The 13,172-nt window shown below is 39.8% G+C and carries 13 protein-coding genes; 2 read left to right on the top strand and 11 right to left on the bottom strand.

All coding sequences use genetic code 11. The features are described 5' to 3' along the window. The first annotated feature begins 104 nt into the window (after nucleotides 1-104). Nucleotides 105-1,634, top strand: a complete 1,530-nt coding sequence (locus RDV53_RS02875) for a YifB family Mg chelatase-like AAA ATPase (protein ID WP_005694706.1) — start codon at nucleotides 105-107, stop codon at nucleotides 1,632-1,634. Nucleotides 1,635-1,677: 43 nt separating this feature from the next. On the opposite strand, the gene nfuA is transcribed toward RDV53_RS02875, so the two are convergent. From nfuA to RDV53_RS02910, 7 genes are all read right to left on the bottom strand, one after another. Further along, on the bottom strand, nucleotides 1,678-2,262 hold the full coding sequence (gene nfuA, locus RDV53_RS02880) for a Fe-S biogenesis protein NfuA (protein WP_005694707.1): 585 nt from the start codon (nucleotides 2,260-2,262) through the stop codon (nucleotides 1,678-1,680). Between the two features lie 115 nt (nucleotides 2,263-2,377). Further along, nucleotides 2,378-3,067: a ComF family protein gene (locus tag RDV53_RS02885; RefSeq protein ID WP_032822376.1), complete on the bottom strand. Its 690-nt coding sequence runs from the start codon at nucleotides 3,065-3,067 to the stop codon at nucleotides 2,378-2,380. Nucleotides 3,068-3,086: 19 nt separating this feature from the next. Further along, a complete protein-coding gene (gene pilQ / locus RDV53_RS02890) occupies nucleotides 3,087-4,469 on the bottom strand; it encodes a type IV pilus secretin PilQ (RefSeq protein ID WP_005694710.1) in 1,383 nt (460 codons plus the stop codon). A gap of 1 nt (nucleotide 4,470) precedes the next feature. Next, nucleotides 4,471-4,854 carry a hypothetical protein gene (locus RDV53_RS02895; protein WP_005694711.1) on the bottom strand — a complete coding sequence of 128 codons (384 nt, stop codon included), beginning with the start codon at nucleotides 4,852-4,854 and terminating at the stop codon, nucleotides 4,471-4,473. Further along, nucleotides 4,854-5,396, bottom strand: coding sequence for a hypothetical protein (locus RDV53_RS02900; protein ID WP_005694712.1), 543 nt, complete (start codon nucleotides 5,394-5,396; stop codon nucleotides 4,854-4,856). The genes RDV53_RS02895 and RDV53_RS02900 overlap by 1 nt, the downstream gene beginning before the upstream one ends. After that, entirely contained in the window at nucleotides 5,393-5,908 is a 516-nt protein-coding gene (locus RDV53_RS02905; protein ID WP_005694713.1) for a PilN family protein, read from the bottom strand. The genes RDV53_RS02900 and RDV53_RS02905 overlap by 4 nt, the downstream gene beginning before the upstream one ends. Beyond that, the gene (locus tag RDV53_RS02910) at nucleotides 5,892-6,740 is read right to left on the bottom strand and encodes a pilus assembly protein PilM (RefSeq protein WP_005694714.1); all 849 of its coding nucleotides are present in this window, start codon (nucleotides 6,738-6,740) and stop codon (nucleotides 5,892-5,894) included. The genes RDV53_RS02905 and RDV53_RS02910 overlap by 17 nt, the downstream gene beginning before the upstream one ends. Nucleotides 6,741-6,839: 99 nt before the next feature. On the opposite strand from RDV53_RS02910, the gene RDV53_RS02915 reads away from it, so the two are divergent. Continuing rightward, nucleotides 6,840-9,452, top strand: a complete 2,613-nt coding sequence (locus RDV53_RS02915; protein ID WP_005694715.1) for a penicillin-binding protein 1A — start codon at nucleotides 6,840-6,842, stop codon at nucleotides 9,450-9,452. A gap of 124 nt (nucleotides 9,453-9,576) precedes the next feature. Here RDV53_RS02915 and RDV53_RS02920 read toward each other — a convergent pair whose 3' ends face one another. The 4 genes from RDV53_RS02920 to thiM are packed head-to-tail and all read right to left on the bottom strand — an operon-like array spanning nucleotide 9,577 to nucleotide 13,162. Further along, nucleotides 9,577-10,881: an MFS transporter gene (locus RDV53_RS02920; RefSeq protein ID WP_115353608.1), complete on the bottom strand. Its 1,305-nt coding sequence runs from the start codon at nucleotides 10,879-10,881 to the stop codon at nucleotides 9,577-9,579. Further along, on the bottom strand, nucleotides 10,878-11,555 hold the full coding sequence (thiE, locus tag RDV53_RS02925) for a thiamine phosphate synthase (protein WP_005694717.1): 678 nt from the start codon (nucleotides 11,553-11,555) through the stop codon (nucleotides 10,878-10,880). Before thiE ends, RDV53_RS02920 begins: the two co-directional genes overlap by 4 nt. 10 nt (nucleotides 11,556-11,565) lie before the next feature. Further along, entirely contained in the window at nucleotides 11,566-12,375 is an 810-nt protein-coding gene (thiD, locus tag RDV53_RS02930) for a bifunctional hydroxymethylpyrimidine kinase/phosphomethylpyrimidine kinase (protein WP_005694718.1), read from the bottom strand. Next, a complete protein-coding gene (gene thiM, locus RDV53_RS02935; protein ID WP_005694720.1) occupies nucleotides 12,368-13,162 on the bottom strand; it encodes a hydroxyethylthiazole kinase in 795 nt (264 codons plus the stop codon). The genes thiD and thiM overlap by 8 nt, the downstream gene beginning before the upstream one ends. Between the last annotated feature and the right edge of the window lie 10 nt (nucleotides 13,163-13,172).

Below are 13,172 nucleotides of genomic sequence, written 5' to 3' on the forward strand. Positions count from 1 at the left end.
TGCGATCAAGATCGCAAAAAAAGCACAGAATGTATGATTTCATTCTGTGCTTTTTTTATAGTGCGAAAATCTGATTATTTTTGACCGCACTTTAAGGAATCTGAATGTCTCTTGCCATTGTTTATAGCCGTGCCTCAATGGGCGTACAAGCCCCTCTTGTTACCATTGAGGTACACTTAAGTAACGGAAAACCTGGATTTACCTTAGTTGGCCTACCCGAAAAAACTGTAAAAGAAGCGCAAGATCGTGTCAGAAGTGCATTAATGAATGCGCAGTTCAAATATCCTGCCAAACGCATCACCGTAAATCTTGCACCGGCTGATTTACCCAAAGAAGGGGGACGATTTGATTTACCCATTGCGATAGGTATCTTGGCTGCATCAGATCAATTAGATGGTAGCCGTTTAAAACAATTTGAATTCGTTGGTGAACTCGCATTAACGGGTGAATTACGTGGCGTACACGGTGTCATTCCTGCCATTTTAGCAGCTCAAAAAGCGAAACGCGCACCCATTATCGCTTATCAAAATGCCAATGAGGCGTCGCTTGTCTCAGAGCAAGAGACTTATTTCGCTAAAAACCTTTTAGAGGTCGTGCAATTCTTAAATAATCAAGATAAATTACCTTTGGCCTCATTACTTGTACAAGAAAGTGCAGTCAGATTTTCAGCTAAAAATCACTTAGATTTGACGGATATTATTGGTCAGCAACATGCGAAACGAGCACTAACAATAGCTGCCGCAGGTCAGCACAACCTACTCTTTTTAGGTCCTCCCGGTACAGGTAAAACTATGTTAGCAAGTCGTCTCACCGCATTACTCCCTGAAATGACTGATTCAGAAGCCATTGAAACCGCTTCGGTTACGAGTTTAGTACAAAATGAATTAAATTTTCATAACTGGAAACAACGACCGTTTCGAGCACCACATCATAGTGCCTCTTTGCCAGCCTTAGTAGGTGGAGGAACCATTCCAAAACCAGGCGAAATATCGCTCGCACATAATGGCGTACTTTTTCTTGATGAATTGCCTGAGTTTGAGCGTAAAGTACTGGATGCACTCCGCCAGCCATTAGAAAGTGGAGAAATTATTATTTCGCGAGCCAATGCTAAAATCCAATTTCCTGCTCGCTTTCAATTAGTTGCGGCGATGAATCCAAGTCCAACGGGGCATTATACTGGAACACATAACCGCACCTCGCCACAACAAGTGATACGTTATTTAAATCGCCTTTCTGGCCCATTTTTAGATCGTTTTGATTTATCCATTGAAGTGCCCCTTCTGCCACAAGGTAGCTTACAGAATACTGGAGATAGAGGCGAAACAAGCCAACAAGTAAGAGAAAAAGTGTTAAAAGTGAGAGAAATTCAACTTGCTCGAGCAGGCAAGATCAATGCATATCTTTCAAGCAAAGAAATTGAACGAGACTGTAAATTACAAGATAAAGATTCACTATTTCTTGAGAATGCACTGAATAAGCTAGGGCTTTCAGTAAGAGCCTACCATCGAATTTTGAAAGTCTCACGCACAATTGCCGATTTGAATGGCGAAAAAGAGATACAACAACCTCATTTAGCAGAAGCGCTAGGATATCGGGCAATGGATCGGTTGTTACAGAAATTATCTGCCGCTTAAAAAATAAAAGGGCGAATGATTAGCCCTTTTTTATCTTCTATTCTTAATAATAAGAATGTTCACCACGTTGGTGTTCTGTTACGTCTCTTGCACCTTTTAATTCATTCGGGAAGAGCGAAACTAACTGTTTTTCTACCCCGTCTTTTAGGGTGACATCAACCATTGAACAACCATTACAGCCACCACCGAATTGTAGAACAGCATAACCATCATCAGTAATTTCAATTAACGTGATTTTACCGCCATGGCTAGCTAATTGTGGGTTGATTTGTGTTTGAATCACATACTCTACGCGCTCGATTAAAGGCGCATCATCTGCAACTTTACGCATTTTTGCGTTAGGCGCTTTTAAAGTCAGTTGAGCCCCAAGCTCTTCTGTTACATAATCAATTTCCGCATCTTCTAAAAACGGTAAGCTTATTTCATCTACAAATGCTGAAAAAGTATCGTATTTCATTTCGGTATCAGTCGCTTCAACTGAATTTGGCGGGCAATAGGACACGCCACATTCTGCTCCTGGCGTACCCGGATTCACAACAAAAATACGAATATTTGTACCTTCTTCTTGCGTATCTAAAAGTTTCCGAAAATGTGCTTGTGCAGCATCTGAAATAAAAATTTGTTCCATAAATAAAGTCCTAATATTTGATATAATATGTTAAGAATAATACTCCGATATGGCAATTTTTTCTACATTTATTCCTATTTTTATAGATATAGATGAATCCTATCTTTAACAGAATTTAAGCTCTCGCTAAACCCCATACCTGAATTTCTTTTACACCTAATTTTCGAAGCTGTTTGGCTATCTCTGCCAACGTTGAGCCGGTTGTAATCACATCATCCACCAAAGCAACGCGTTCATAAGGAAAAGGCTTTTTGGTATTCACTGCAAAAGCATTTTTAAGATTGTGTCGTCGATCTTTCGCCGTTAAACCTCGCTGAGTATGAGTATGTTTAATCCGTTTCACCACATGATTACAGTTAGGCACATCACACCAACGACTTAACCAATTAGCCAATAAATCAGCCTGATTATAGCCCCGTTGCCACTGTCGAAAATGATATAGCGGTACGGGGATAATCGCTTGTGGCAGAGAGAGCCCATGTGTTCGTCTCGCCTCTCGCACCGCAAGATAAAGCAAACGCGATAAACTCCGATCTAACCAAAACTGTTTTTGGAATTTAAAACGATGAATAAGTGAAGAAAGCGGTTCAAGGTAATGCCCAATAATCACAATACGATCCCAAGCAGGTTCATTTCTCAAACAATGTCCACAGCCCATTGCATAATGCTGCAAGGGTGAACCACATCGCCCGCAATAAGGGAAAGTTTTAATTTGCTTCTGACATCGACTGCACAATCCATTTCGCCCAAGATGAATAGATCGCTTGCAATGCACACAGCTAAACTGAAAAAAATGGGAAAACATAAAAGAAATTGACCGCACTTTATTTTTTCACTTTTTCAACTTGCTTAAAATGCTTTTCTTTTCTAGCCATTTCCATTCTTTCACCTTGTTTTAAAATATGAGGTGTCACAAAAATGACGAGTTCTCGTTTTTGATGACGTTCACTTTCCTTACTGAATAAGCGCTTAATACCTGGAATATCGCCCAATAATGGTACTTTATCGACACCTTTCGTGATCGTATCGTGGAATACACCACCCAATACAATTGTTTCACCATCTTTGGCAAAAACTTGCGTATTGATTTCTTGTTTATCAATAGATACGACTTCATTTTGCCCGTAAGCCACGCGATTCCCTGGGGAATTTTGACTCACTAATAAATCCAATAAAATATTATTATCCTTCGAAATATGCGGCGTGACTTCCAATCCTAAGACAGCCTCGCGAAACTCTACTGATTGGGTGTCATTTTTCCCATTTGTCACCACATAAGGAATTTCTGTCCCTTGTTTGATGCTTGCACTTTTCTTATTGGTCGTGAGTAAGCGAGGGCTTGCAATAATTTCTACGTTATTTTCACGTTCAAGTGCGGTCAATTCTAAATCTAACAATCGACCATTAATTTTGGCTACTTGAAGTGCTAATGAGCCAGCTGGCGTGACCGTTGTCGCAAAATTCACATTTAAATTATTACTGATATTGCTAAACCCATTCGCATCTAAACTGCCACCCACTCGATGGGCTGCCTCAGTAGGATTAAAAATGCCCCAACGCACACCTAATTCTTTTAGGCTTTCATCGGTAATCGTCACAATACGTGCTTCAATGACAATTTGCTCAATAGGTTTATCCAGCTCTGCAATTAATTTTTTGATATTTTTAAGTGAACGTGCATCATCCTGAATCAGTAATACATTGCTTCGATCATCAAATGTAATTGTGCCGCTAGGTGAAAGCAAAGAACCGCTCCCTGTGGTTAAAGATTTCATCACATCAGAAGCCTTAGCAAAATGCAGTTTAACCGTTGTACTCACAAGTGGTGTTTCACTAGGCAAACTTTCTCCGCTAATCGCCATAGGTTCTGTTATTTTCTCTGAATATTGTTCATGTTGAGAAGGCTTACCTAAATAATAAATATCATTTTCTTGATAAAAAGAGAGCCCTTTGATTTTTGCAACAGAACGCAATAAACGATCAAAATCTACGTTATCTAATTGTAATGAAAGTGTTCCTTCTAACTCATCATCAATCATTAAATTGGCATTTTGCTCAAGGGCAAGTTGTTGGAGTGTCGCTACTATGGGAGCTTGTTTTAAGCGAAGTGAAAATACGCGATTTTCTGCCACTGAATAAGTTGTCCATAGGATCAGAAAACACATTAAAAACTGACCAAACTTTGTTTTTATTTTCTGCTTTACCATTTTAAAATCCCATTATGATTGAGGTCGTTTGTTCACATTGCCCTGTTTTATAACCTTGGAAAGCCACACTGTTTTTACTTACTTTTTCGATTAAATAGCCTTCCTTTCCAATCCGCTGCCCCACTTGAGCAGAAAGAATATGCCCATCATCATTAAAGAACACTTCTGCCTGTTTACCGTATTGCACGACACCCACAATATGTAGTTGAACCAATGGGCGTTCCTCCGCCAGTCTCGGCTCCGAATATACGCAAGTCGACACCGGCGGTAGGGTGAGCCCCTCTTTTGGATATTCGGTTTGTTCTCTTTGTTTACGATCAAAAGGATCTTGCGAAAATACGGATACAGAAAAAGTCGCTATCAAGATTAAAAAGAGCTTTTTCATTACTTGTCCTTATTCAATTGGAAAATTAACTCACATGTAATAGAAGCATTTTCCTCTTCATCTAATTTCTCAATGTTTAATTGAGTTAACGAAAGTTTAGGAATGTCCCTTAAAAGTGCGGTCAAAAATTGCTGTAAATCGGCAAAATAGCCTTGTAATGACAAATGTAACAAAGTATGTTGAGAAAAATCCCAACGTAAATCCAACGCTCGAAGTCGCCCATTTAACAATGCCTGAACATGCTGATTGATCGGCAACACAGAATTAGCCAATTCTGGAGAAAGTTGTCGGCTGTCTGACTTTTGCCTTAAAGTTTGTAAAATCTTTTCCTGTTTCTCCCACTCTTGTTGTTGCAAACTCAATTCTGCGTCAAGTCGATGTCGTTCATTGCTATTTTCAACGTAACGAAAAACAGGTAAAAAAATGACCGCACTTAGTGCACTCAACCAAAAGATAGCATGCACCATTTGAGATAATCGAAGCCATTTCCCCAACCAACCTTGTGCAGTTTTTTGAACAATCTCATCGATAAGATTCTTCATTGCTCAGACTCCAATAACTGAATATCAAATTGAAAGAATAACTGTTGTTGCACTGGTTGAAACTTGGTCAAATTAACCTCTGTAAAATGATGTTTAAGAAATTGATGTATCGCTTCAAATTCTTGTTGATTTTCCGTCATGCCAGAAAGGGCAACTTGCTTAGCATTGAGCGTAAATACATCTAACTCACCTTGTTGTAATGGTAACTCACTTAATAAGTTAAGCATCCGATACACATATTCTGTATCCATTTCTGTCAGCTCATTCATTTCTTTCAGGTTACTTTGTAGTTGCTGAACTTGAATATGTTTCTTATGGACTTGATTGGTGATTTGTGCGAGTTTTTCTTTTGTCTGATTTAGCACATACACTTGTTGTTCATTAAGATGACTCAAGCCAAAGACAATCAACACTGAGCAAGCTAGCCAAATTAAACCTTGCCACATAAAGCGCTTAAAAGCCTTTTGATGTTGTTCTAAGCGCCAAGGCAATAAATTAAGGCTTAACATCATCACTCTCCCGATTAATTGGAGGCAAAAGTGCGGGTGTTTTTGAGGATAAATCCACTAGCTTTAAATCGGTTTGCCACAGTGCATTACCTAAAGCGATGAAAGGTAAATCTGTTTCGATGCGTTGCCAATCCTGAGGCAGTGATTCTATCGTGCGTGAATTCAATATATCTGGCGTTTGATACACATAAACCTGTTCTATCGTTTCGGGAAAGCGTTGGATAAATTGTTGATAAAGCTCAGATAAATCACTTTGAGATTGCAAAACTTGTCGTTGTTGTAAGCGTTCACAAACGGCGAGACAACCTTGTTGATCTTGATATAAAAATAAAGTGTTAATCGGCTCTTGCCCTAAAATGACATAAAATGCGCGTAAAATACTGTGATTCAGTAAATCAAGTGCGGTTAATTTTAGCGGCAAATATTTTACTAATTCTGCATTGGCACTTTCTTTTCGAATCGCCGTGATATCCAAACGAAAACCTTGTTTTAATGGCGTGGTCAGATAATCAAACCATAATTCATCCAACGGAATCGGTAATTCTTTTTGCAAAATGAAACGACATTGTTGTTCACATTCCTGGACATTGAGAGTTTGCGGTAAAATAAGCGTTTTAGACCAAGTTAAATGGGGTGAAATGGCTCCGATAAAACAACATTGGCTAGTTTTTTGTGGTAAATGAGGTAATAAATGGGAAAAAATGTCTTTTTGCTGTCCATTTAAGCAAATAGATTGAACTTTGTGGAATGCATCTAGCCAAACGAAATAGAGGTTATCTTGTTGTTTACTCACACCAATTTGTTGTTTTCGCTGCTTTCTATGGGCAATTTCCATATTCTTTCCTATTCTTTAGGGGATTAATCTTTTATACTTAGCAGCCAAAATCATAATTTTAATTTTTTGAATATTCATTAAACCAGAGAGAATTTTACGATGCGGATCGCAAAATTAATATTAAGTACCCTATTTACGATATGTATACTGGGGTTAGTCGCCGGTGGTGTACTGTATTTTCACTTAAAATCCTCCTTACCATCGGTAGAAAGCCTAAAAACCGTTGAATTGCAACAACCGATGCAAATTTATACGGCTGATGGCAAATTAATCGGTGAAGTCGGTGAACAACGCCGTATTCCGGTGAAATTAGAAAATGTGCCTCAGCGTCTGCAAGATGCCTTCTTAGCGACAGAAGATAGCCGTTTTTATGAACATCACGGTTTAGACCCTATTGGTATTGCCCGTGCGATTTTTGTTGCCATCAATAATGGTGGCGCCTCTCAAGGAGCAAGTACCATTACGCAACAACTTGCACGCAACTTCTTCTTAACCCCAGAAAAAACCATTATTCGTAAAGCCCGCGAAGCGGTATTAGCCATTGAAATTGAAAATGCCTTAAGCAAACAAGAAATCTTAGAACTTTATTTGAATAAAATTTTCTTAGGGTATCGTTCTTATGGCGTTGCAGCTGCTGCACAAACCTACTTTGGTAAAAACTTAGATGAATTAACGCTTTCTGAAATGGCAATCATTGCAGGCTTACCTAAAGCACCTTCTACAATGAATCCACTGTATTCACCGAAACGTGCTGAAGAACGTCGAAACGTTGTACTAAGCCGAATGCTTGATGAAAACAAAATCACCAAAGCGGAATATGATGCAGCCATTAAAGAGCCAATCGTCGCAAGTTATCATGGAGCCAAATTTGAATTCCGTGCAGACTATGTGACTGAAATGGTTCGTCAAGAAATGGTGAAACGTTTTGGTGAGGAAGAGGCTTATACCAAAGGCTATAAAGTCTTCACGACAGTGCTTTCAAAAGATCAAGCGGAAGCACAAAAAGCTGTCCGTAATAACTTGATTGATTATGATATGCGTCATGGCTGGCGTGGCGGTGCACCACTTTGGAAAAAAGGTGAAGCCCCATGGGATAATGAACGCATTGTTGCTTTCTTGAAAAAATTACCTGATTCAGAACCATTCATTCCAGCAGCAGTAACCGCATTGGGTAAAAATGGGGCAGAATTGCTCTTAGCGAATAATGAAACGATGACGCTTTCTTCTAACGCAATGCGTTGGGCTGGTAAATCACCGGTTAAAGTAGGCGAACAAATTTGGATTCGCAAACGTGATAACGGTGAATGGATTTTAGGTCAAATTCCAGCGGCTAACTCTGCACTAGTTTCATTAAACTCTGATAATGGAGCCATTGAAGCCATGGTGGGAGGGTTCAGTTACGAACAAAGTAAATTTAACCGTGCAACGCAATCTTTAGTGCAAGTAGGTTCTTCGATTAAACCATTTATCTATGCCGCTGCATTAGAAAAAGGTTTAACGCTTTCAAGCGTATTGCAAGATAGTCCTATCTCTATTCAAAAACCAGGGCAACCTCTGTGGCAACCGAAAAACTCACCTGATCGTTATGACGGCCCAATGCGTTTACGTGTAGGTTTAGGTCAATCTAAAAACATGATTGCGATCAGAGCATTACAAACTGCCGGCATTGATTTTACTGCTGATTTCTTACAACGTTTTGGATTCAAACGCGATCAATATTTTGCCAGTGAGGCGCTTGCATTAGGTGCTGCCTCTTTTACACCGCTTGAAATGGCTCGTGCTTATGCAGTATTTGATAATGGTGGTTTCTTAATTGATCCTTATCTTATCGAAAAAATTCAAGACAATACCGGTAAAGATTTATTTATTGCGAACCCGAAAATTGCTTGTATCACCTGCAATGACATTCCAGTAATTTATGGTGAAACAAAGGATAAAATCGATGGTTTCAAAGATGTTGCAGAAGTAGCTAATCCAGATAACCTAAAATCAGCACAAGGTAATAACAATACAGATACAGAAGAAGGTGATCAGCAACCAGAAAATGTACCAGATTTACCAGAAGTTCAAACATCAACATTAAATGATGGAGCTGTTGATTTGATGGCTGATGCGAAAGACGGTACCGCAAAGCAGGAATATGCGCCTCGCGTTATTAGTGGAGAATTAGCCTTCTTAATTCGTAGTGCATTAAATACTGCAATTTATGGTGAACAAGGTCTTGGTTGGAAAGGTACCAGCTGGCGTATTGCTCAAAGTATTAAGCGTAGCGATATTGGTGGTAAAACTGGTACCACCAATAGCGCGAAAGTTGCTTGGTATGCAGGTTTTGGTGCAAACTTAGTCACCACTACCTATGTCGGCTTCGATGATAACAAACGCGTATTAGGTAAAGGGGAAGCAGGTGCAAAAACAGCAATGCCTGCTTGGGTGGCTTATATGAAAGCTGCACTTTCTGATATACCTGAACGTCAACTTGCACTTCCACCAAACATTATGGAAAAAACCATTGATAGTAACTCTGGTTTACTGTCTGAAGGTGGTGGGCGTAAAGAATACTTCATCGTTGGTACCGAACCTAAACGTACTTATATTGCGGAAATGCAAGAACGTGGATATTATGTTCCACCAGAGTTACAACAACGTTTAAATGGCGGAACTGGAAAAACCAAAGATGCAATTCCTGCAACGCAACCAGAAGAATTATTCTAGTGCTGGTTTAAATAATAAAAAATATAGTTAATTTTAAATGCCTTTCCGATCTAAATTTGTGAAAGGCATTCTTTTATCCAAAATATTTTCCATGTTAGTGAAATCTTAAGTTTGATAAATTCATCTAGAGCAGTTGCCTATCTCTTGTTTCCGTAATAAACCATAATCCAATTAAACTCAATACAGCATTTAAGGTTAAGTAAATTCCAACACCTTTTAAGCCATAATTAGCATTCAATGGTAATGCAATAATTGCTGCTACACTGGCACCAAATAATCCTGCAATATTGTAGGTTAAGGATGCTCCGGAATAACGAGCGTGTGTAGGAAATAATTCTGGTAAGAAACTTGCAAGTGGTCCATAACCCATACCAATTAATCCCATTCCAATGATTAAGAACCAAAACAAACTCAAAGTTGTTCCATTTTCTAGAAAATACGGTAAGACTAAACCAAAAAGAGCAACGCCAACAGTCGTCCAAATTAACCAAATTCGTCGTCCAACGATATCGATATATTTGCCTGAAATAGCAATTGTAATGGCTAATGAAATCGCACTGCACATTAGTAAAGCAGTAAAAATTTGTGGTGAGAAGCCTAAGCCCATTGCATAACCGGCTTCCGATACGGTTGGGGCAGATTTTGCATAAATTTGGCTGAAAGCGATCATAATATAAAAGAGCACATAGCCAGCCATGCAGATCAACATACCTAAGAAGAACGGTTTGAAATGAGTAACGATCACTTCCATCATCGGTAAAGTTTTAGGTTTAGGCTTTTTAAGTGCAGCAATAAATATTGGTGCTTCAGTAAGTTTTAATCGAACATACAACCCAACGGCAACTAATACAAAAGAGGAAAGAAATGGAATTCGCCATGCCCAGTCAGTCATTGCTGCTTGTCCAAAAAGCGCGGTAATGAGTAAAAAGACACCATTGGCAAGTAGTAATCCTAGAGGAGCGCCTAATTGTGGAAAAGTGCCATACCAACCACGTTTTCCTTCAGGTGCATTTTCGATTGCCACTAATGCAGCGCCGCCCCATTCGCCACCTAAACCAATGCCTTGCCCGATACGGCACAAGCAAAGTAAGATGGTTGCCCATATCCCGATGCTGTCGTAAGTCGGTAATAAGCCGATCACTACGGTTGATATTCCCATTACTAACAGGCTCATAACAAAGGTATTTTTTCTTCCTAAGCGATCGCCAAAATGTCCGAATAATACGGCCCCCAGAGGACGAGCAATAAAAGTCAGTGCTAGTGTGGAAAGTGCAGCAATTTGGCCCGAAAGTGGGTCAGCAGCGTGGAAAAATTGATGATTGAAAACGAGCACTGCAGCCATGGTATAAATATAGTTATCGAAATATTCAATAGCGGTGCCAATCATTGTTGCCATTGCTACACGTTTCAAACTATTTGGCTTATTCAGTGGTTGCATCCGCTTGCTTCCTTTAATGCTTTGGTGCTTGCCTTTATATCTTTGGCTTGACTGATTGCGGTTATTACCGCGATACCATCTGCGCCGTATTTTCGCAACGTTTTCACATGCTCCAATTTCACGCCACCAATAGCTACAAGTGGTTTTGTGATACCTGCTTTTCTCAAGGTTTGAATAAACGCCATTCCTAGAGTAGGTTTAGGATTTTCTTTTGACTGAGTCGGAAAAATTGGACCAATACCGAAATAATCGATTTCAGATAATTCCTCTCCGATTTTGGCTTCGTCTAAACGGTTGACTGACCAACCAATAATGAATGGTTTATGGGTTCTTGCTCGAATCGTTTTTACGGGCGTATCACTTTGCCCAACGTGAATACCATCCGCTTCAATTTCTAAAGCTAAATCAACGTTATCATCGACAATAAATGGCACATTATATCGACGACATAAGTCTCTGCACTTAATGGCTAAGGCTCGTTGTTCTGTTGGAGAATTTTCTAATGAGAATTTGCCTTTATCGCGAAATTGAAAACAGGTAATGCCACCTTCTAAAGCTTGTCTAAGAACAGAAAGCAAGTTATCAGCTGGATTATCACCTAAATGTCGGCAATCTTGTGTGCCTGCTACAAAATAGAGCGGTAAAATTTCTTGAATATTTTTCATCTTTCAATCCTTAAAGGCGACTGTAAGCCCAATGATTAGTCGGTCCATGTCCATGACCAATATTCAATGGGTGAGAAATAGCTGCCGTAATAAAATCTTTGGCTGTTTTGACTGCACTTTTTAACGGCGCCCCTTTGGCTAATTCTGCCGTTAAGCAAGCTGAAAAAGTACAACCTGTGCCATGAGTATGTGGGGTATTGAAACGTGGACTTTCCAAAACAAAAAGTTCACCATCTTGTAAAAGGATCCAATCTTGGCATTGCTGACTTTGTGAATTGAGTGAATGCCCGCCTTTAATAATCACATTCTTCGCACCTTGTTTTTGCAAGTCTAACGCGGCTTGTTGAATGCTGGCTGTATCAGAAATCTTAAAACCAGTTAAAGCTTCTGCCTCAGGAATATTTGGCGTAATCACATCGGCAAGTGGCAATAAATATTTGCTTAGTGCGGAAACCGCTTGTTGTTGCAATAAAGGGGCCCCACCTTTCGCAATCATGACAGGATCGATAACCAATGTGCCGAATGGACGATTTTTTAAGAAATCAGCAACGCATTCAATAATATCTGCTGTGCCAAGCATACCAATTTTGGCACTTGCAATCTGAAAGTCATTTTTGACTGCTTCCAGTTGTGCTTGAATCGTGTTCAGCGGAATTGGGTGAATATCAAATACCCCAAGCGTGTTTTGAGCAGTGACTGCAGTAATCACTGAGGTTCCAAATACACCTTGCATTTGAAAGGTTTTCAAATCTGCTTGAATGCCAGCGCCGCCGCCACTATCCGAACCAGCAATAGTCAATGTTTGTGGAATGTTAGACATATTTCACCTCCGCGTTTTGTTCTATTACATCAGGCATCAAGGTAGCTAATTCATCAAGTAAGCGAATTTGGAACTGACCGACTTGCGTGGTTAAGTTTTTAGCCGCAATCTCCCCTGCAACGGTGTAAGCGGCACAGGCTTCGATTGTTGCTGAAAAATGTTTTCCTTCATCAACGGCTAAAAATGCTGCACATACTGCACTTAATAAACAACCCGATGCAGTGACTTTTGGAAATAGCGGCGTACCATTATGGACTGTAGCCGTTTGTTGTCCATCGCTGATAATATCGATCTCTCCACTAATTAACACCGTACAGTCATAGCGTTGTGCAACACGTTGAGCGACTTTTGGTAGATTCGTTTTCCCTTGCCCCGCATCCACGCCTTTTGCTTGCCAGTCTTCACCTGCAATCGCCGCAAGTTCGCCAGCGTTACCTCGAATTAGGGCAAATTTTACTTCCGCCAATAACTGACGGACTGTTTCTTGTCGGTAACGAGTGGCGCCCACTCCAACCGGGTCAAGCACGACAGGAATTCCTATAGAATTAGCCGTTTTACCCGCTAGTAACATAGCATCTCGTTCTTTACCTATGAGAGTACCGATATTGATGGCTAATGCTTGGCTGATTTTCGGTATTTCAACCATTTCTTCAATATTAGCAGACATCAATGGTGATGCTCCTAAAGCGAGCAAACCATTGGCGCTAAAATTTGCCGCAACAATATTGGTAATATTATGAATCAATGGATTCTGTTCACGAATTTTTGATAAATAAACTGATTTCATTTTACCCCTC

It is taken from the genome of Haemophilus parainfluenzae ATCC 33392 (assembly GCF_031191205.1).
GTDB classification, from domain to species: domain Bacteria; phylum Pseudomonadota; class Gammaproteobacteria; order Enterobacterales; family Pasteurellaceae; genus Haemophilus_D; species Haemophilus_D parainfluenzae.

Coding starts and splice junctions, on each gene's coding strand:
- RDV53_RS02910 (WP_005694714.1), bottom strand. CDS start 6,740: ATGGAAATTGCCCATAGAAAGCAGCGAAAACAACAAATTGGTGTGAGT.
- RDV53_RS02915 (WP_005694715.1), top strand. CDS start 6,840: ATGCGGATCGCAAAATTAATATTAAGTACCCTATTTACGATATGTATA.
- RDV53_RS02905 (WP_005694713.1), bottom strand. CDS start 5,908: ATGATGTTAAGCCTTAATTTATTGCCTTGGCGCTTAGAACAACATCAA.
- RDV53_RS02900 (WP_005694712.1), bottom strand. CDS start 5,396: ATGAAGAATCTTATCGATGAGATTGTTCAAAAAACTGCACAAGGTTGG.
- pilQ (WP_005694710.1), bottom strand. CDS start 4,469: ATGGTAAAGCAGAAAATAAAAACAAAGTTTGGTCAGTTTTTAATGTGT.
- RDV53_RS02885 (WP_032822376.1), bottom strand. CDS start 3,067: ATGTTTTCCCATTTTTTTCAGTTTAGCTGTGTGCATTGCAAGCGATCT.
- thiD (WP_005694718.1), bottom strand. CDS start 12,375: ATGTCTAACATTCCACAAACATTGACTATTGCTGGTTCGGATAGTGGC.
- thiE (WP_005694717.1), bottom strand. CDS start 11,555: ATGAAAAATATTCAAGAAATTTTACCGCTCTATTTTGTAGCAGGCACA.
- RDV53_RS02875 (WP_005694706.1), top strand. CDS start 105: ATGTCTCTTGCCATTGTTTATAGCCGTGCCTCAATGGGCGTACAAGCC.
- RDV53_RS02895 (WP_005694711.1), bottom strand. CDS start 4,854: ATGAAAAAGCTCTTTTTAATCTTGATAGCGACTTTTTCTGTATCCGTA.
- thiM (WP_005694720.1), bottom strand. CDS start 13,162: ATGAAATCAGTTTATTTATCAAAAATTCGTGAACAGAATCCATTGATT.
- nfuA (WP_005694707.1), bottom strand. CDS start 2,262: ATGGAACAAATTTTTATTTCAGATGCTGCACAAGCACATTTTCGGAAA.